Source organism: Acinetobacter sp. V116_7, assembly GCF_056735735.1.
This window is the reverse complement of the sequence record NZ_JBWZIF010000013.1, coordinates 102,267-121,982: the sequence shown is the minus strand read 5'-3', so window position 1 is coordinate 121,982 and position 19,716 is coordinate 102,267. Positions and strand designations below refer to the sequence as shown.

Annotated in this window: 17 protein-coding genes and 1 tRNA gene; 10 read left to right on the top strand and 8 right to left on the bottom strand. The window is 39.0% G+C overall.

Features of this window, described 5'->3' with window-relative positions; genetic code table 11:
- Window position 1: 1 nt before the first annotated feature.
- The 7 genes from secF to queA form a co-directional block, all read right to left on the bottom strand.
- Window positions 2-967, bottom strand: coding sequence for a protein translocase subunit SecF (gene secF / locus AC1PJP_RS04485; protein WP_013196833.1), 966 nt, complete (start codon window positions 965-967; stop codon window positions 2-4).
- Between the two features lie 8 nt (window positions 968-975).
- On the bottom strand, window positions 976-2,877 hold the full coding sequence (gene secD / locus AC1PJP_RS04480) for a protein translocase subunit SecD (protein ID WP_013196834.1): 1,902 nt from the start codon (window positions 2,875-2,877) through the stop codon (window positions 976-978).
- A gap of 51 nt (window positions 2,878-2,928) precedes the next feature.
- Window positions 2,929-3,258, bottom strand: a complete 330-nt coding sequence (gene yajC / locus AC1PJP_RS04475; RefSeq protein WP_003655131.1) for a preprotein translocase subunit YajC — start codon at window positions 3,256-3,258, stop codon at window positions 2,929-2,931.
- A gap of 97 nt (window positions 3,259-3,355) precedes the next feature.
- Window positions 3,356-4,489 carry a tRNA guanosine(34) transglycosylase Tgt gene (gene tgt, locus AC1PJP_RS04470; RefSeq protein WP_479766578.1) on the bottom strand — a complete coding sequence of 378 codons (1,134 nt, stop codon included), beginning with the start codon at window positions 4,487-4,489 and terminating at the stop codon, window positions 3,356-3,358.
- 153 nt (window positions 4,490-4,642) lie between these two features.
- On the bottom strand, window positions 4,643-5,212 hold the full coding sequence (locus AC1PJP_RS04465; protein WP_005309546.1) for a LemA family protein: 570 nt from the start codon (window positions 5,210-5,212) through the stop codon (window positions 4,643-4,645).
- An 83-nt stretch (window positions 5,213-5,295) separates the two neighbouring features.
- Window positions 5,296-6,324, bottom strand: a complete 1,029-nt coding sequence (locus tag AC1PJP_RS04460) for a hypothetical protein (RefSeq protein WP_479766577.1) — start codon at window positions 6,322-6,324, stop codon at window positions 5,296-5,298.
- 229 nt (window positions 6,325-6,553) lie between these two features.
- Window positions 6,554-7,591 (bottom strand): tRNA preQ1(34) S-adenosylmethionine ribosyltransferase-isomerase QueA, encoded by a 1,038-nt coding sequence (queA, locus tag AC1PJP_RS04455; RefSeq protein WP_479766576.1) that lies wholly within the window; start codon window positions 7,589-7,591, stop codon window positions 6,554-6,556.
- Window positions 7,592-7,773: 182 nt separating this feature from the next.
- On the opposite strand from queA, the gene AC1PJP_RS04450 reads away from it, so the two are divergent.
- The 9 genes from AC1PJP_RS04450 (at window position 7,774) to AC1PJP_RS04410 (ending at window position 17,984) form a co-directional block, all read left to right on the top strand.
- Window positions 7,774-7,860: transfer RNA gene (locus AC1PJP_RS04450), tRNA-Leu, on the top strand.
- 515 nt (window positions 7,861-8,375) lie between these two features.
- Window positions 8,376-9,647, top strand: a complete 1,272-nt coding sequence (locus tag AC1PJP_RS04445; protein ID WP_282496437.1) for a sensor histidine kinase — start codon at window positions 8,376-8,378, stop codon at window positions 9,645-9,647.
- Window positions 9,648-9,714: 67 nt separating this feature from the next.
- Window positions 9,715-12,465 (top strand): bifunctional [glutamate--ammonia ligase]-adenylyl-L-tyrosine phosphorylase/[glutamate--ammonia-ligase] adenylyltransferase, encoded by a 2,751-nt coding sequence (glnE, locus tag AC1PJP_RS04440; RefSeq protein WP_282496438.1) that lies wholly within the window; start codon window positions 9,715-9,717, stop codon window positions 12,463-12,465.
- Between the two features lie 24 nt (window positions 12,466-12,489).
- A complete protein-coding gene (locus AC1PJP_RS04435; RefSeq protein WP_004789093.1) occupies window positions 12,490-13,416 on the top strand; it encodes a branched-chain amino acid transaminase in 927 nt (308 codons plus the stop codon).
- A gap of 67 nt (window positions 13,417-13,483) precedes the next feature.
- On the top strand, window positions 13,484-14,374 hold the full coding sequence (locus AC1PJP_RS04430) for a mitochondrial fission ELM1 family protein (RefSeq protein ID WP_282496439.1): 891 nt from the start codon (window positions 13,484-13,486) through the stop codon (window positions 14,372-14,374).
- 22 nt (window positions 14,375-14,396) lie between these two features.
- Window positions 14,397-15,425 (top strand): glycosyltransferase family protein, encoded by a 1,029-nt coding sequence (locus tag AC1PJP_RS04425; protein WP_111856156.1) that lies wholly within the window; start codon window positions 14,397-14,399, stop codon window positions 15,423-15,425.
- Window positions 15,422-16,177 carry a polysaccharide deacetylase family protein gene (locus tag AC1PJP_RS04420; RefSeq protein ID WP_479766575.1) on the top strand — a complete coding sequence of 252 codons (756 nt, stop codon included), beginning with the start codon at window positions 15,422-15,424 and terminating at the stop codon, window positions 16,175-16,177. The genes AC1PJP_RS04425 and AC1PJP_RS04420 overlap by 4 nt, the downstream gene beginning before the upstream one ends.
- Complete coding sequence (locus AC1PJP_RS04415) at window positions 16,174-16,938, top strand: glycosyltransferase family 2 protein (protein WP_282496441.1); 765 nt, start codon at window positions 16,174-16,176, stop codon at window positions 16,936-16,938. Before AC1PJP_RS04420 ends, AC1PJP_RS04415 begins: the two co-directional genes overlap by 4 nt.
- Before the next feature lie 11 nt (window positions 16,939-16,949).
- Window positions 16,950-17,984: a glycosyltransferase gene (locus AC1PJP_RS04410; protein WP_282496442.1), complete on the top strand. Its 1,035-nt coding sequence runs from the start codon at window positions 16,950-16,952 to the stop codon at window positions 17,982-17,984.
- Here AC1PJP_RS04410 and ghy read toward each other — a convergent pair.
- Window positions 17,981-18,871 (bottom strand): glycosyl hydrolase Ghy, encoded by an 891-nt coding sequence (gene ghy, locus AC1PJP_RS04405; protein ID WP_282496443.1) that lies wholly within the window; start codon window positions 18,869-18,871, stop codon window positions 17,981-17,983. The two genes, AC1PJP_RS04410 and ghy, sit on opposite strands and share 4 nt — an antisense overlap.
- A 68-nt stretch (window positions 18,872-18,939) precedes the next feature.
- Between ghy and AC1PJP_RS04400 the strand changes: the two genes are divergently transcribed.
- Entirely contained in the window at window positions 18,940-19,695 is a 756-nt protein-coding gene (locus tag AC1PJP_RS04400; protein WP_199943783.1) for a glycosyltransferase family 25 protein, read from the top strand.
- Window positions 19,696-19,716: the final 21 nt, after the last annotated feature.

The following is a 19,716-nucleotide window of genomic DNA, read 5'->3' as shown; positions in this document are numbered from 1 at the left end:
CTTAAGGAATGTCATCTTCAAATTCAGGTTTAACCTGAACGATGAAGTCCTGACGGTTAAGACCACGCCATAAGGCAAAAGCTGTACCGATATAAATTGAAGAGTAAGTACCTACAAAGACACCAACAAACATTGCAACAGCGAACCAGTGTAGACCATCACCACCTAAGAACATCATTGCTAGAACGACTAGCAATAAGGTCATTGATGTATGAATGGTACGACGTAAAGTTTCGGTTAAAGCAATATCAACGATTTCACGAGGAGTCGCACCGCGAATTTTACGGAAATTTTCACGGATACGGTCTGACACTACAATGTTATCGTTAAGCGAGAAGCCAATAACAGCAAGTACCGCAGCTAAAACTGTAAGGTCAAACGGCCATTGGAATAATGCAAAAGCACCAATAATAATGATGATGTCGTGGAATAAAGACATTACGGCACCCATCGCGAGTTTAAACTCGAAACGGATCGTCACGTAGATCAACATTAAAATAAGTGCAAGGGCAACCGCACCAGCAGAGCGAACATACAGCTCGTTACCTACTTGACCACCAACAGAGTCAACTTTATGAACTTCTGCGGCATTGTTTGGCAGCTGTACAGCCTTAGTAATCGCGTTATTAAGATCTTCAACCTTAACTTCTTGTACTGGCATACGCACAAGTAAGTCTTTATTACTACCAAGTGTCTGTACTACAGCATCTTTAAAGCCAGCTTTGTCGAGCGCTTGAATAACGTCAGACTGGTTTGCTGGTTGAGCATAGTTAAGCTCAGCTGAAACACCACCTGTAAAGTCCAAACCGAGGTTAAGACCTTTAGTTACAATAAAGAAAATACTCGCCAATGTAATCAGGATCGAGAAGATTGCCGCAGGTTTGGCAATCTTCATGAACGGGATGATTTTTGCATCATCCGGACGTCCATATTGTTTTGAATCTTGTTGAGTCACTTTAGTCATCATCGATCTCCTTAAATGCTCAACTTTTTCAAGTTACGGCGTTTGCCATAAATGATTTGTACAATTGCGCGAGTCACTGTAATTGCAGTAAACATCGAACACACAATACCAATCATTAATGTTACGGCGAAACCTTTGATCGGACCTGTACCAATTGCAAACAAAATGAAAGCAACGAGGAACGTGGTTAAGTTCGAGTCAAAAATGGTGTTATAAGCTCGATCATAACCGGCCACAATGGCTTGTTTGGGCGATGCTCCCCAGAGCATTTCTTCTCGAATACGCTCACATATCAATACGTTCGCATCGACGGCCATACCAATGGTAATAACGATACCGGCAATACCTGGTAAGGTGAGGGAAGCTCCAATCCATGACATGACTGTTAAAATCATTGCTAAGTTAACAACAAGTGCAAAGTTAGCGATTAAACCGAATAGACGGAAGAAAACTACCATCCAGATTGCAACAAGCAAGAAGCCGATTTGAGTTGATAATACGCCTTTATCAATGTTTTCTTGACCAAGACTTGGACCAACCACACGTTCTTCAACAAAATACATTGGCGCAGCCAAAGCACCTGCACGTAGCATTAATGCAAGTTCTGATGCTTCTTGAGGAGAACTTAAACCGGTAATACGGAAAGTTGAACCTAAAACGGCTTGAACTGTTGCAGCATTAATGACTACAGATTCAGTGTATGGAGTACGAACTTCTGTTTGTGCACCAGTTTTAGGATCTGTGACATAAGTAATTTTTTGCTTATTTTCGATGAACAATACCGCCATGCGTTTACCAACAGCATTACGAGTTGCATCGGACATAAGCTTACCACCAGCACTGTCGAGGGTAATATTTACCTCGGCACCACCAGAGTCTTGGCTGAAGCCAGAACTTGCATTTTGAACACGCTCACCAGTTAAGATACGGTTACGTTGCAACAAAAGTTGACGACCGCTATCTAAAGACTCATAAGCAAAAACTTCTGTACCCGGAGGTAAAGGCTGACCATTATATTTACCTGTATATGGGTCAATATATTGATCATTTGAGTCAGAAACTAAACGGAATTCGAGGTTTGCAGTACGACCTAAAACACGTTTAGCTTCAGCTGTATCTTGTACACCCGGTAATTCAACAACAATACGGTTGCTACCCTGACTTTGTACCAATGCTTCTGCAACACCAAGTTCGTTAATACGATTACGTAATGTTGTTAAGTTTTGGTTTACCGCATATGACTGGATTTCTTGGCGACGTACATCGGTATAAGTAAGCTTTAAAGTAGAACCTGTAGAGCTTGCTAATGCCTGTTGGGTATATTCATTCCCATTACGACGTAGAAAATCCATTGCTGCATCACGGTCAGCATTGTCAGCAAATTGAACAGTGATTACATTGTTTGTTAATGCAAGATTATTAAATTTGATCTTGTTTTCACGGAACTGACGACGCAAATCAGTGGCAGAAGTTTCCATACGTTGGGCAACGGCTTTGTCCATATCTACTTCAAGTAAGAAGTGGACACCACCACGTAAGTCCAAACCAAGTTTCATTGGTTTTGCCCCAATTTTTTGCAACCATTCCGGTGTGGTTGGTGCAAGGTTTAGGGCAACAACATATTGATCACCTAAGTCACGGCGTAATACTTCTTTTGCTTTCAACTGCGCTTCAGAAGAGCTGACACGCAAGAGGGCAGCATTATTTGTAAAAGTATTATCGTGACTTGCAATATTTGCTGTTTTTAAAATTTGCTCTGCTTTTTGCACCACACTTTGATCAATTTGGGTACCAGCTTTGGCACCGGAAATTTGAACGGCGGGCTCATCCGGATATAGACTAGGCAGTGCGTATAATGTACTGACTACCAGAACAACCAGAATCAGTAAATATTTCCATGCAGGGTAACGCATTCGCTTTCTTCTTAAATGAAAAAGTCGTGCTAAAGCACGACTGTTTTATGATTAAAGGTTATTTAGAGTGCCTTCAGGTAATACTGAAATTACGCTGGCACGCTGAATTTTTACTTCTACACCACGGCTAAGTTCAACAACTGCATAGTCACCTTCAATTTTGGTCACTTTGCCCATTAAACCACCAGCGAACACAACTTCACTACCTACACCTAAGCTTTCGATTAAAGAACGGTGCTCTTTAGCACGCTTTGCTTGAGGGCGCCAAATTAAGAAATAAAAGATTGCAACGAATACAACAATCATCAAGATGTTTGGCAAAATACCTGTAGTTGGGCCAGCTGCCGGTGCTGCATGTGCAGCAGAAATTAAAAAGCTCATTTTGATTTCCTAAAGTTAAAAATATGAGTCAGATACCTGACATAATCCTAATTCGTTTTGCAATTTACCTTGTCTTGAGGTTGAGCGCAAATCGGGCTTATTCATCAACCGGACATGGTGGAACTTCTAAACCACGACGGGCATAAAAGTCCTGAACAAATTTATCAAATGTGCCATTCTCTAATGCATCACGCATACCTTCAGTTAAACGTTGGTAATAACGTAAGTTATGAATGGTACCGAGCATAGACGCTAACATCTCTCCACATTTTTCAAGATGGAATAGATAAGCACGGGTAAAGTTCTTACAAGTGTAGCAATCGCAATGTGGATCGAGCGGGCTCTGGTCATGGCGATATTTACTATTACGAATACGTACCAGACCATCAGTGACAAAATAATGACCGTTTCGCGCATTACGGGTTGGCATTACGCAGTCGAACATATCGACACCGCGGCGCACCGCTTCAACGATATCTTCCGGCTTACCAACGCCCATCAAGTAACGCGGTTTGTCTTGTGGCATTTTGCTTGGTAGATAATCTAAAACTTTGATCATCTCATCTTTAGGTTCACCTACAGATAAGCCGCCAATCGCATAACCGTCAAAGCCAATTTCAAGAAGGCCATTTAAAGACTCGTCACGTAAGTCTTCATACATACCGCCTTGAATAATGCCAAATAACGCATTCTTATTTTTGAGTTCATCATGATGATGAGTTTTACAACGTTTTGCCCAGCGTAAAGAAAGCTGCAATGATTTTTGTGCTTCTTCATGCGTTGCAGGATAAGGTGTACATTCATCAAAAATCATGACGATGTCAGAGTTCAATACCTGCTGAATTTCCATAGAAATTTCAGGCGATAAAAACACTTTCGAACCATCAATCGGCGAGCGGAAAGTAACACCTTCCTCTTTGATTTTGCGCATTGCGCCAAGACTAAAAACCTGGAAACCGCCAGAGTCAGTCAAAATTGGCTTATCCCATTTAATAAAGTTATGCAAACCGCCGTGTTCTTTAATCACTTCAAGACCCGGACGCAAATATAAATGGAAGGTATTTCCTAAAATAATTTGTGCCTGAATGTCTTCGATATCACGCGGTAGCATACCTTTGACTGTGCCGTAAGTCCCCACTGGCATAAAAACAGGTGTTTCAACAACACCATGCTCTAAAGTTAAACGACCACGACGGGCGCGCCCCGACTGACCTAATTTTTCAAACTTCATCTAAAAATCCTGAACACGAGCAGAGGCGAAGAAACAGTTCGCTGCTAAAAAGAGAGCTATTTTCCTTGATTCTGCGATGTAGTTCTACTACTAAATGTAGCTGGTTATAAAATAGATAAAATTTCCGACAGTTTAGGAGCTGTTTTTTTCCTATTAAAAATTAGGTTTATAGTCAAAATTTTCATTAACAAGATTATCCTTAAAAGGGCGAATCGCTTTCTTGGATAAAGTTAATGTATTGATGAGATTGTTAGGGAATACTTCAATCTGGTTGTTGAACAGCTCGACATTACGGTTAAAGATACTAATCGCAGCACCTACATTTTCGTTTTGTTCCTGAATGTCGTCCATCATCTTGCTATAGAGTGAATCGGCTTTAAGCTCAGGATAGTTTTCAACAACAATATTTAAGCTGCGAATTAATTCTTTGCTCATTTTCTCGATTTGTTGGAGCTGAGAAATATCAGTGTTATTTACATTTAAATTAAGAATTTGCTGACGTAATTCAGTGACTTTTTCTAATGTCGATTTTTCAAAATGAGTATATTGATTAAGAGTTGTCTCAAGCGCCTCTAACGTCTTTACCTTTTGACGTTCGAAATTGGCAACCTCAGACCAAGCACGTTTGGTCGCATTAAAATAACGTACGATGGTATTACGGATGTGAACGCCCCAGACGATCAGTACAACAAAAATCCCCAGGAAAATAAATAAACCAGTCATGGTCGGTTCCTTATTGTTATTCCCTCAGTATACTTTTAACTTCTCATTTTTTAATGAGATGACAATCAAGTCATACGAGAGATTTATTTAATTAAGTTCAACACTAATTGCTGAAATTTTTCATATTGCGGCATGGTCATGGTACGCAAGTGCCCACGCAATGCTGAAACATTATGAATTTCACTTTGCTTACTTGTGGTCTGAAAAAGATTTTGCTCGCCCAGATAACACAAAATTTGTTCTTCGTGATGATAAATTAAATCACCTTTAAAGTGCTGAAAAAAATCATTTAATTTTAAAGTTAAGCTCGGACTGACTTCTTTGGCTAACTGGTGTTGATTAACCCCAAAAATATTAAGTTCTTGGTTAATTAAAATATCGCTACTTTGCCATTTACTGTTGTAGGGAGTAAAAAAACGAGAACGTTGATTGCTAACAGCAATACCCAAAGCAGGTATTTGAAATATAAAAGCGCCCCATAAATCTTTATGAATTTCTTTTATAATTTTTTTATCGCTATTTTGGTCTTGAATAATAGGGATTTCATTAATGTAATGATATTGAAACAGCAAGACTTGATGATCGGTTACTCCATCGTTCCATGTCGTCGAAGTAAACTGAGTAATTTCGTTAGACTCAGTCCCTCGGTTAAACAGAGGGAAATACTGTTTTAATTTACTCAGAACTAAAACTGGTTGAGCATGAATGGGAAGATAAGCTGGTAACTGCTGAAACTGTAAGCCGTAACGCAAAATCACCATGCGTTGTTCTAGATAACGAATAACTTGCGTTAATGGTTCTTGAGATTGATAGAGTAAATAAGCCAGAAACCCTGTTAAAAAGGCACCTAAAAAGCTCCAAATATATTGAATATGTGGATGAAGAAAATAGCCAAAGGCCAATATTGTGATGCTGCAAATGGCGAGTAAATAGGGGAGCACATTAAAAAAACGAAGGTTGTGATCTTCACGCCATGGATGTAATGCATCTAAAAGATCTTGGGCTGAATGAGATTTTTGTCCAGCATCCCAAAGCCGAGCAATATTACGAAAAACCTGTGTATTCTTTTTACGCCTTATATGAAGAGCTTCTTGTACAGTATCGATTGGCATGGAAGTAATGAGTTCATTATCATAAAGAGCTATTTCTAGATTATCTTTTAAATTGAAAGAGATAAATACTAAATGTTTCTAAATTGAGAATTTTTCTTTAAAAGTTGATGCCTGATTTCATTGCTAAATTTCTGCAACTCACACAGCTAAATTCATTATTTTTTATTGTAAGTACTTGGGTTGGGTTAAACCTCGAATCAACTTATAAGGTTTAACCCCGCCTTAGTATTTAAACGTCTAATTTATCAACCAACATTGCATCGCCATAACTAAAGAAACGATAGCGGCTTTTAACTGCATGTTCATAAGCAGCCAAAATGTTGTCTCGATTTGAAAGTGCAGACACCAACATGAGCAGAGTAGACTCTGGCAAATGGAAGTTAGTAATTAAACGATCTACGATGCAGAACTCATAGCCCGGATAGATAAAGATTTGCGTGTCGCCAGTCCAAGCCGCGATTTTACCGCCATGAGCTTGTGCTGCACTTTCTAAAGCGCGTGTTGCGGTTGTACCAACAGCAATCACTTTATTACCGCGTGCTTTAGTCGCCAAAATTAAATCAATAGTTTCTTGAGGCACATCACACCATTCACTGTGCATGATATGGTTGGTAATGTCATCAGTACGAACAGGCATAAATGTGCCTGCACCGACGTGTAAAGTCACAAAAGTTTTTTGAACATTTTTTTGTTCTAATTTTTCTAAAAGTGTTTCATCAAAATGCAAGCTTGCAGTAGGTGCTGCAACACTGGCAATTTTTTCTGGGTTATGAAAAACCGTTTGATAACGTTCAGTGTCAATTTCTTCTGCTTCACGGTTAAAGTAAGGCGGAATAGGTAGCTGACCATATTGCTCAAGTACAGGCAAAATTGGCTGTGAAAACTCAACCACAAATAAATTTTCATGACGACCACGTACAATCACAGGAATGTTATCAACACCGACATAAAGCTCGGCACCCGCTTTAGGCGAGTTGCTTGATTTAATATGGCAATACGCTGTGGTGTGGTTCAGCATGCGCTCAACCAAAATCTCGATAGCACCGCCTGTAGAGCGTTTTCCTTTAAGTCGTGCTTTCATGACTTTAGTGTCATTGAGCACTAACAGATCACCTTCTTCGAACAGATCGATAATGTCTGTGAACATGTGATCGTGATATTGACCCTTTGAGTCTAGGTGCAACAATCGTGAAGCACTACGTGATTCAAGAGGATAACGGGCAATAAGTTCATCAGGTAATTCAAAGGAAAAGTCAGACAGTTGCATATTTAGGAAAAAACACCGCAAAAATTGGGCCTAGTATAAACTTTTTCGCTTTTTTATGGCTGTGCTTCTAGCTTAAATCATGAAAAATGTTTAAATGATCTAAAAGTGAACGATAATATTCACTTAGGGTTTGACAAGTTTTACAAACGCGCTAATATACGCAACACAAACATACTTCCTCTCCCGAGGTGGTGAAATTGGTAGACGCGGCGGACTCAAAATCCGCTGTCAGAGATGACGTGTCGGTTCGAGTCCGACCCTCGGGACCATATTCAGAATCGTAAGATTCTACAAAAACCCCTAAGCTAACGGCTTAGGGGTTTTTTGTGGGTTATAAAAAAGTGGATAGAGCTTAGGAAGTTATTATTTGATCCCAAGAATCGGACTAGAATTTCTAGTTATAAATTTAGAGCTTATAAAAATCTTTCATTTTTTAAACTCAAGAAGTTCTTGTTTAAATACCAAACACGTTTGATAAAAGCGAAAATGAGCAAGAATCTAAGCTTTTATTCAAATATTATTTTTTTACTCTGTTTTACTAGTATTCTGAACTCGCATTTCTAAGATCTTACAACTCTTTACCTTCAAACATTTGTTGTATTTTCCTCAAGCATACCCACTTTATGTATCTGAAAACCTTTAATTGAAACTTCACATTTCTATTTTGAAAAGAACGTTGCTCTTTTAATGTACTGTGTTAAAGTTTGTAGTAGATCATAATGATTATAAGTACATTTTTTAAGAGCGGTTCCGACCAAAAACGACAAAATCTGTGAGGCGGGCAATGACATTCCAGCGTTTAGAACTAAATCAGGTTGAGCAGTTAAGTGCTTGTAGAATATCTCTGTTACTTGGATTAAATGCCGAGCAGAACTACATTGAGCAATTTTTCCGGTTTAGTCTTCGTCTTTTGAATTGTAAAAAAGCCTTACTGACTTTTAATCAGGAACCTTACTTTTGGCATCGTTGCCCAGAGGGCATGACAGCAATCTCGTTTAAACCTTCGAAACATTTAAAACAGTGCTTTGCTAAACAACAGATCATTAATCACTCACATCCTTCTTATCAAAACTTAACCAACTATTTAAAAGAACTAAATATCGAGTGCAGCAGGGCATTGGCGGTGCATCTTTTACACCCCGATAAAACGTCTATGGGCTTTGCTGTCTTTTTCGATGACGATGCAGCTATATTTGAAGATGACGATATTCAATTGCTGCTCGATTACTGCTCTACCTTTATGCAGCAAGTCGAATTGAAGTTTAACTATGAAGAGTTAAACGAACTCTATGAACAGCAAGTTGCGATTAACTCAAGTAAAACTAAATTTTTCTCGATTATTTCACATGACTTACGAGCGCCGTTTCATGGGTTGCTCGGGTTTTCTGAAGTACTCGCCAAAGAGCGTGAAACTTTAGATGAATCTAGTATTCAAAACATTGCAGATTATTTATATGACACCTCACAATCGACCTATAACTTACTTGAAAGCTTACTAACATGGGCGATGGCAGAAGGTGGGCGTTTTGTTTATCACCCAATTAACTTTAAGCTTAGACAAGTCAGCAATATTGTTTGTGATGTACTGCACACATTAGCTTTAAAGAAAAATATTGAACTGGTTAATGATGTTCCAGATGATTTAAATATTTATGCCGATATCAATATGATGACCTCTGTAATTCAAAACTTGGTGTCAAACGCGCTGAAATTTACAGATATTGATGGCTCTGGCAAAGTTTTTATTGAAGCTAGGCAAGCTGACAAAAATATAGAAATAACCGTTCGAGACACTGGTTTAGGCATGACCGAAAAACAAATGACAAATTTATTCCATCCACGTATTACAGCCAGCTTTAAAGGAACCGCTGGTGAAAAAGGTGCGGGTTTAGGTTTAAGTCTTTGTAAGCGTTTTGTCGAAATTAATCAGGGTAAAATTGATGTCAGTTCAAAAGAAGGCGTAGGAACGACATTTACAGTTTTATTACCTTCTGCTCAAGAAAGTCATGAGGCTCATGCAGAGCATTACTCTTCAGCGGAAGCAAAATTAGTCTAATCCCTTTTCCTACCACTACTCGAACTGCTATAACTAAAAACAGAGTACGAGGAAAAGAGCTTTTTATATGAATGCGGAGCAGTTACAAAAAACATTGCGTGCGAGTCAGTACGCAGAACAAGTTTTAGGCTTGCATCAAGCTGTTTTAGAACAAGATTACCAACTAGATCAATTTACTGCACCGCTCTCGACCGAACAGATTTATCAATTTGTACAAACCACATTAGATGGAATTGGTGACGAAACATCTTGGATGCGTGGATTACGCATTTTAAGAAGTCGTTTAATGTTCCGTTGGATTTGGCAGGATGCCAATCAGCTTACCGATGTTGTCACTCTCACACGCGAACTTTCTGATTTTGCCGATGCCAGTATTTGTGCGGCAAAGGATTTTGCACGTGTAGCGCTTGTGGCAAAACACGGTGAACCTGTGAGTTACTCTGGCAAAGTTCAAGATTTGATTGTGGTTGCCATGGGTAAACTTGGTGCGCAAGAGCTTAATCTGTCGAGTGATATTGACTTGATTTTTGCTTTTGATGAACAAGGCGAAACTAATGGCCGCAAGTGCATTGATGTACAGCAGTTCTGTATTTTGTGGGGACAAAAACTCATTTATTTGCTTGAGCACATTACCGCAGACGGTTTTGTATTTCGAGTTGATATGCGTTTACGCCCTTGGGGCGATGGCTCGGCACTAGCGATTAGTCATGCAGCTTTAGAAAAATATTTAAGTCAGCATGGCCGTGAGTGGGAACGCTATGCGTGGATTAAAGCGCGTGTTGTGACGGGCGGTAAAGAAGGGCAAGACTTGTTAGAAATGACACGTCCTTTCGTATTCCGCCGCTATGTTGATTACACCGCTTTTGCCGCGATGCGCGATATGAAAGCGATGATTGAGCGCGAAGTTTTACGTCGTCATATTGAGGATGATATTAAACTCGGAGCAGGCGGTATTCGCGAAATTGAGTTTATTGTTCAGGTCTTCCAGCTTATTTATGGTGGTTCTAAACGTGAGCTACAAGACCGCCAATGTTTAGTCAGCCTTGAGCACATTGGCGAAGCTGGTTTGTTAGAAAGACAAGCTGTTTTAGAACTTGAGGATGCTTACCTGTTTTTACGCCGTGTTGAACACGCAATTCAAGCCCTCAATGACCAACAAACTCAGCTATTGCCAGAAGAAGTAGACTTAAGACAACGCATTATAGATACCTTAGGTTTTACGAGTTGGGATGAATTTATTGATGTTCTTAACGAGAAACGTCAAAAAGTTAAAGTTCAATTTAAGCAGCTTATTGAAGATACTAGTTCAAATGCCGCAACTGAGAACTTTGGACAGTTAGAGCAGCAGTTAGATGAAGTGTTGGATGATAATGCGAAAAATTTGATTCATGAATTCTGGCATGGTCACGCACTCAAAAAATTACCTTCAAATGCTGTTCAGCGATTAAAGACATTCTGGCCTCATTTAATTGAAGTGATATTACAGTCAGAACAACCTCAAACTGCACTTCTGCGCTTAATGCCGCTGATTGAGTCGGTCATGCGTCGAACCGTGTACTTGGTGATGTTGATTGAAAGTAAAGGTGCATTGCAACGTTTAGTTAAAATGGCGACCGTAAGTCCTTGGATTTGTGAAGAGCTAACGCAATATCCAGTACTGCTTGATGAGTTTTTATCGATGGGCTTTGAGTTGCCAAAGCGTAAGGACTTAGAAGACTCATTACGTCAGCAATTGCTTCGCATTGAAATTGATCAAGTTGAAGATCAAATGCGGGCACTGCGACTGTTTAAAAAGAGCAATGTACTTACTGTTGCGGCAAGTGATGTATTAGCGGAAAGCCCGCTAATGAAAGTATCTGATGCATTAACCGATATTGCTGAAGTTAGTGTTAATGCAACACTTCATTTAGCTTATCAGACTGTAGCAAAGCGTCATGGTTATCCATGTGATGTTGATGGAAAACGCTGCTCACTCGACTACAAAGCCTTTGCTGTTATTGGTTATGGCAAAGTGGGTGGGATTGAGCTTGGCTATGGTTCTGACTTGGACCTTGTCTTTATTCATTATCTAGATGAGCAAGCAGATACGGATGGAACGAAGTCAATTAGTGGCTTTGAGTTTGCTATGCGTGTCGCTCAAAAGTTTATGTCACTCATGACCACTCAAACCCTTGATGGCCGTGTCTATGAAATTGATACACGCTTAAGACCTTCAGGTGAGGCCGGTTTATTGGTGACAAGTCTTAAGGCCTACGAACACTATCAGTTGAAAAGTGCATGGCTTTGGGAGCATCAGGCATTAGTACGTGCACGCTCTATTGCAGGTGACGAGGTACTTTGCCAGAAATTTGAAATATTTCGACGCGAGATATTGACTCAATCTAGAGATGAGGCTTATGTTCGTGAGGAAGTGTTGAAAATGCGTCAGAAAATGAAAGACCACCTAGGTTCGTCTTCTGAACAAAAAAAACATGGTATTTTTCATTTAAAACAGGACGCAGGTGGTATCGTCGATATCGAATTTATGGCACAGTATGCTGTACTTGCATGGAGCGGGACGAAACCCGATCTCGCCCATTATTCTGATAATGTAAGAATATTAGAAGATGCTGCTAAAGCAGACTGCTTATCCAGTGAAGATGCCACAGCATTAATTCGAGCCTATCTTAGTGAACGTGCCGAAAGCCACCGCTTAGCCCTTGCAAATCAATCCATGCAAGTCAGCGCAGCGGACTGGCGTAGTACCCGTGCGGTCGTTTGCAATTTATGGCAAAGATTAATAGACCCAACCGCCTCGGTTGAGTTGGATAGTGAATGATTTTATAACAATTTGGAGTGTTCCATGAATTTGGCTGATCGTGATGGTTTTATTTGGCAAGATGGAAAATTAATTGATTGGCGTGATGCAAAGATTCACGTTTTAACCCATACATTACACTACAGTATGGGCGTATTTGAGGGTGTTCGTGCTTATGAAACGCCTAAAGGTACTGCCATTTTCCGTCTTCAAGACCACACAAAACGTTTGTTAAATTCAGCAAAAATTTATCAAATGAAAGTGCCGTATGATCAAGCCACGCTTGAACAAGCACAAATCGATGTTGTTCGTGAAAATAAATTAGCTTCTTGCTATTTACGTCCATTAATCTGGATCGGTTCAGAAAAACTTGGTATTGCAGCAACAAATAACACGATTCATGCCGCAGTTGCAGCATGGGCGTGGGGCGCATACCTTGGTGATGAAGCAATGGCGAATGGTATTCGCGTTAAAACTTCATCATTTACTCACCATCATCCAAACGTGACGATGTGTAAAGCAAAAGCATCTGGGAACTACACGTTGTCAATTCTTGCTCATCAAGAAGTTGCACATTCTGGTTACGACGAAGCAATGTTAATGGACCCACAAGGTTATGTGTGCCAAGGTTCTGGTGAAAACGTATTCTTAATTAAAGATGGCGTTTTACACACTCCAGATATCGCTGGTGGTGCGCTTGATGGTATTACACGTCAAACAGTAATGACGATTGCTAAAGATCTTGGTTATCAAGTTGTTGAGCGTCGTATTACACGTGATGAATTCTACATTGCAGATGAAGCATTCTTCACAGGTACTGCTGCGGAAGTAACGCCAATTCGTGAATACGATGACCGTCCAATTGGTACAGGTGGCCGTGGCCCAATTACTACTGAAATTCAAAAGACTTACTTTGATGCAGTTCAAGGTAGAAATCCGAAATATGAACACTGGTTAACTTACGTAAAATAAGTTAATCCGTTAACATAAAAAGGCGAACATAAGTTTCGCCTTTTTATTTTTGGCTTCGGGAGCTTTTATGCATATTGTCTATGTCTCTGATGGTAAGGCAGGGCACCGTTCACAAGCATTAGGCTTGTTTCAGGCAATGCAAAGACAACAGCCAGAAACAACTTTTGAAGAGATCCTTATTTCTGATTTGCCAATTATTTTTTTAATTCAGGCGCTTTTCTCTTCAAAAAAATCGTTATTAAAAAAAACACCTGATTTTATATTTGGAGTGGGAAGCCACACACATTTTCGTGTCTGGTTACTCGGCAAAATTTTTAGAAAAGCCAAAACTATTATATTGATGAAGCCTAACTTACCTGTGGTTTGCTTTGATTACGCTGTGATTCCAGAACATGACGGTATCCATGCTGATAGCCATGTGATTGTTACACGTGGCGCATTAAATCCCATTCGTAATGAAAACCGCCATCAAAAAGACCGAATTTTAATTGCTTTAGGTGGTTCATCTAAACGACATCAATGGAACCAAAACAAAGTATTAAGCAGTGTTCAAAAAATTGTTGAGAATAATCCAAACGCTGAAATTATTTTAACAACTTCACGCCGCACGCCAGCAGAATTTATCGATACTTTAAGACAGCAAAGCTTTGCTGGGCATTTACAAATATTTCCAGTTGATCAAACACCTCAAGGCTGGATTTTTGAAGAAATGCAAAAAGCAGAAGCTGTTTGGGTAACAGAAGACAGCGTATCTATGATTTTTGAGGCGCTTACCGCGGGTTGTCGAGTCGGTGTAATGGCAATGGACCGGTTGAAAGACGACCGGATTACCCACTCAGTTGATCAAATGTTAGAATCAAAATTAATTTCACAGCAGACTTGTGTTGTACAGTTACCACAACCTTATGCTTTTAAAGAAGCAGACCGTGTGGCAACATATCTTTTAGCGAAAAATTAAATTTTTTATTTTGAGTAAATAAATGAAAATATTGCATATTGCGAATTTTGGCTTTAATAAACAAGGCGCCCATTTTTACTGCACAGACCGTAAAATTTCTGCCGGATTAATTGAAAATGGCCATTTCGTTTATGACTTTAGTTTTCGTGACATGGCTCGAATGGGTACCATTTTTAAAACAAAAAAACTGGGCGCCAGTTGGGCTAATAAAGAAGTACTAAAGGTCGTTAATAATATTGAGCCTGATCTGGTACTTATTGGACATAGTGACTTAATGAGTCCAGATGTTCTTAGACAGATTAAAGAAGCTTATCCAAATACTAAAATTGCATTTTGGTATGTTGACCCGCTTTATCTTGAAAGCAAACTCGACTTTGTTAAAGCGTTCTCGCCGTATTTAGATGCTATTTTCTGTACAACAGGTGGCGAATATCTACAAAAATTAAAACAGCCGCATTTAAGCGTAGCCTATCTGCCAAATGTGGGTCACCGTAATGTAGAAACACTACAGCAATTTTCAAATGTGAATACGGATAAGACCTTTATTTTTTGTGGCGTAGTCTATAAAGAACCTGAGCGTGAGAAGTTCTTAAAGGACTTAGCAGATGCGTTGCAACAAGGCCATGTGAATTACCAATATTATGGTTGTTTTGAACAGCCTGGTGTCTACGGTAAAGCGTATTATAAAGTTCTATCTGAAACAAAAATGGGACTTAATTACTCACGCCGTAATGATGTAACTCTGTATAGTTCTGACCGTATTGTACAGCTGACTGGTAATGGTTTATTGACTTTTAGCCCAAGAATTCCGGGCTTTGAGAAGCTCTATACCGAACAGGAAGTGGTTTATTTTGATGATCAATTTGATTTGGCCAAGAAGATCCAATTCTTTGATCAAAACCCAGATCAGGCTGAAAAAATAGCGAAAGAGGGCTGGGAGAAAACACGTAGATCTTTCAATGCTAAACGCATCACCCAATTTATGGTTGAAGTGACATTTAAGCAGCCCCTTTCAGAAGATTATGAATGGTCACATGAGGTTTATGCATGATGTGGTTTTTGTACGTTGCGGTAGGCCTACTAGTACTTGCTGCACTGTTATATGTGCTGGGTAATTATACTTTCTGGCTTCCGTTTCGTTCGAACAAACTACCACGCATTGTGATGTTGCATCAGGTTACAGCTAAAGATGCAGCCTCTGGCATGAACATGCCTCCTGAAAAGTTTGAACAACTCTTACAGTTGTTGACGCGTAAAGGGGCTACTTTTTGTTTTGTCTCTGAGCTTGAACAATATCGTAATCAAAAAAATGTCGTTGCTTTAAGTTTTGACGATGGCTTTATGGATAATTATCTTTATGCCTATCCCTTACTTAAAAAATATAATGCAAAGGCAACCATTTATTTGGCAACGCAAATTGAAGGAATCGAAAAGCTAACTTATGAGCAAATTCATGAAATGGCAAATTCTGGTTTGATTGAATTTGGTGCGCATACCCAACATCATGTGAACTTACTTAAGCTTGATGATCAAACTGCTTACGATGAAATGCTTCAGTCTAAACAAGATGTTGAAGCATTAGTCGGTAAGTGTCCGAGCTTTGCTTATCCATTTGGTCGATTTAACGAAAAACACCAGAAAATGGCTCAAGAGATTGGCTTTAAAAACGCAGTATCGACTCGTAAAAAAATCGAAGCTTATGAAGCTGTTAATCAATTTAATATTCCACGTGTTAGCACGCATGGTGCCATGAATGCTTTACAGATGCGTATCGCCCTTGCTAAAGGACGTTATAAGTTATGAATAAAATTCAATGTAGTGTCTATATTGTCACTTTAAATTGTGGTGTTTGGTTAGAGCGAACTTTACAAAGTGTCAGTGAGTTTGATGAAGTTATTATTTTAGACTCTGGCAGTACTGATAATACTTATGAAATTGCAGAGCGCTTTGAAAATACGCAAATCTCTCATCAAGATTGGCAAGGTTATGCTGGGCAAAAAAGTTTAGCTTTAGCAAAATGCCGAAATGATTGGGTACTCAATTTAGATGGTGATGAAGTCTTATCTAATGAGTTAAAACAAGAAATTGTTGAGACCATTCAGCAGAACAAGCTTGATGCTTTAATCACACCGATTAATGACGTGTTTTTAGGTGTTCCCAACAGCAAACATACTAAAAAACATGCAAAGGTGCGTTTTTTCCGTAAGTCTAAAGGGTATTATGATCTTGCCAATAAGGTCCATGAAAATGTGATTGTAGAGGGTGAATCTCAGCGTGCTCAACATGATATTTATCATTATGGCGAGTCGAGCATTTTCGTTAAAGTCGAAAAAAATAACCAATATTCCAACCTCAAAGCATTAGAGAAATACCAAAAAGGAAAGTCTCCAAGTGTTGCAAAATTGGTTTTGGTAATGCCAGTGACTTTCATGAAGTCTTATTTTATTCGTCGTAGTTTCTTAAATGGTTGGCGTGGTTTCGTAAATAGTATGATTAACGCGTTTTATGCTTTTCTAAAAGAAGCCAAACTATTTGAACAGACGATGAATAAAGATAAAAAATAAGTAGACAAGCTATGAAAATTGTTCAGGTATTGGCAACGAGTGGTGGAGTTGGTGGTTTAGAGCAGCACACTTTTAACCTTGTTAATGAGCTCGCTTTAAATCATGAAGTACATGTGATTGCACATCCTTGCTATCTAGACAAGTTTAGCCAACAAGTACATTTTCATGCGGTTGATTTTGCACGTAGCCGTTGGAATATTTTTTTACTCTGGCAACTTAAAAATCTTATCCAGCAAATTCAACCTGCTATTGTTCATGCACAAGCAGGAAAGGCGGCTGAACTGATTGCCCGAATTAAGCCATTTTTATCTGGCCCAAAGTTTGTGACAACAGTACATGGTACTAAAAAGAATAAATCTGCCTATTTCGCAGGTGATGCCGTTATTGCAGTGAGTCAAGCACTCACGCAAGGCATACCAGAGTCTAAAGCACACGTGGTTTACAACGGGGTCTATCCTCAACCCGTACTTACAGTTGAAAATAAAGAAAAGTTACTTCAATCGATTCAAAAAGATTTTGCTGAGCTAGATGCAAGCAAAAAAGTTGTTATGTGTATTGGACGTCTAGAGCCAGTAAAAAATATCAGTTTACTGATTGAGTCGATGCAACAGATTGATGCCAATTTATGGATTATTGGTGATGGTTCACTTCGAGCAAGTTTAGAAAAACAAGTCAGTGAATTAAACATACAAGATCGGGTCGCTTTTCTTGGGTTTAGAACTGATGCTCGAGATCTGGTGCAATTAGCAGATATTGTGGTTTTGTCATCAGATCGTGAAGGTTTTCCACTCGTCATGGTCGAAGCTTTACAGGCTGATAAAGCAATGGCTTCAACCAAAGTAAACGGTGTGATTGAGTGGCTGCCAGAGCAATATCTGGCAGAAATTGGAGATGCACAAGGTTTAGCAAAAGCGATTAAATGTGCGCTTCAACCTGAAGCTCAAAACGACTTTGGCCCTTTATATGCAAAAGCCAAGGCTGAACTGACTGTACCAGCCATGGCTGAGCAGACGCTTAATATTTATAAAGGCCTGCTGAAAACTTAATTATTCTTCGGTGTAAGGCGGATGGCATCAAGTACCACAAAGTTATCTTCGACATTAATGGTATGACAACCGTCATCTGCTTGATCCCAGTCTGGTAAAACTACTTCTAGTAATTTTTCTTCGTAAGCTGTCGGGCTAAGCTGAGTAATCGCTTTTAATTCGATATTACCGCCATAACGTTTTAAAGAGTCTTGGCTTGGTCGAACCAATTGGCCTTTATAAATAAAAGGTTTACCCGCCATACGGAACTGCTGACTGCCTCGGCACACTGGGTTCATTGGGTGCTCTTGCCAGTTCGGATTTAAAATATCTTCGGTAAAGAACAGATCTAAACGATCACCAAATTTCTTACAATCACGACGCGTTGAAGTAAAAAGATACCATAAGCCTTCATGATAGAAAGGGGTGCTGTCGACTGCTTCGATATTCTCAATCACATTAGAATGCTTTTCCCATTTCAGTGGAAATTCAGTACATTTCCAAAGTTCAATTGTCTTGTTGGCAGAAGTCTCTGGGATCATGTACCAAGTGTTTTCTAACTTAAATACACAAGGATAAGAAAGGTGATAGTCGAGCTTTAAGATTGTCTCTGGTGGCGTATAGGTGCCATCTTTAAAAACTTCTAAAACTGAAAGAAAACCTACAGGATGTTCGTCATCGACCTCTTCAAAAAAAATGAAATGACGGCCATTTTCATAAGCATAAAAGCTATCTGCAAATGTAAACTTTTTAGGGGAGTGGATCTCAAAGAGAGAATCTAATTGCTCAAGTGTTGTAAACGGTTGTTCTAACCAGCCAAAACGCATATACCAATGAGAGTCAAAAGATTTTGCTTTTTTTGCTTGTTGGTATTTATACCATTTTTTTTGAATCAGGCGATTTAGCATTAAATTTTACACTCGATATAACTATAATTAGATAGACTATCCCTGACTCATTTTAACATTTGAATGAAATGAAAAAATATTTAATCAGTATTGAATCTGCTAATAGTGAACGTTTAAAAAAGTTGTACTCTCAAGCAACATTTTACAAGTATCGCGATGAATTTAAGCAGTTTGGGGTAATCGGTAAGAATTTAAGCGTTAGTGAATATTTTCAACAAGGTGTAGCAGGCAAGAAAAAACCGATGACGCCTGGTGAGCTTGGTTGTGCCATGTCTCATATTGCTGCACTAAAAGATTTTTTAAACTCCGACGAAGAATATGCAATTATTTTTGAAGATGATGTGATCGAGCGTTTTGAAATTGATTTCCAAGACTTAGAAAAGCACATTAGTTCTTTGAATCTAGGGCCTTGCTTTTTTCTAAGCTTGGGCGGTATTCAAATGAAAATATGCAATCGCGTTCGTGGAAAATTCTTACCGGAAGAGTTGTATAACCAGAAAATTCTAAAAGTTGATTACGATTATCTCGAAAAACTAGCCTATGCGTATGCCTATGTTGTAGATCGTAAAATGGCACAGATGTTGGTTGATTATCATCAGCCGATAAAAATTTATGATCACTGGCAAGGCCTTGTTGGACGAGGTGATTTCAGTTTCTATGTCAGTTTTTTATTCGATCACCCAATCATCGAAAATAATGATGCGTTAAGTTATTTAGAAAAGGAAAGAAGCTTAATTACTCCTATTTCACAAGATGATAGTGATTTGTTACGTTACCTAAGAGTTAAACTAAAGAAATATATACTTAATAAATATATAATTTAGTCGTTTTTTAGATTTTCTTAC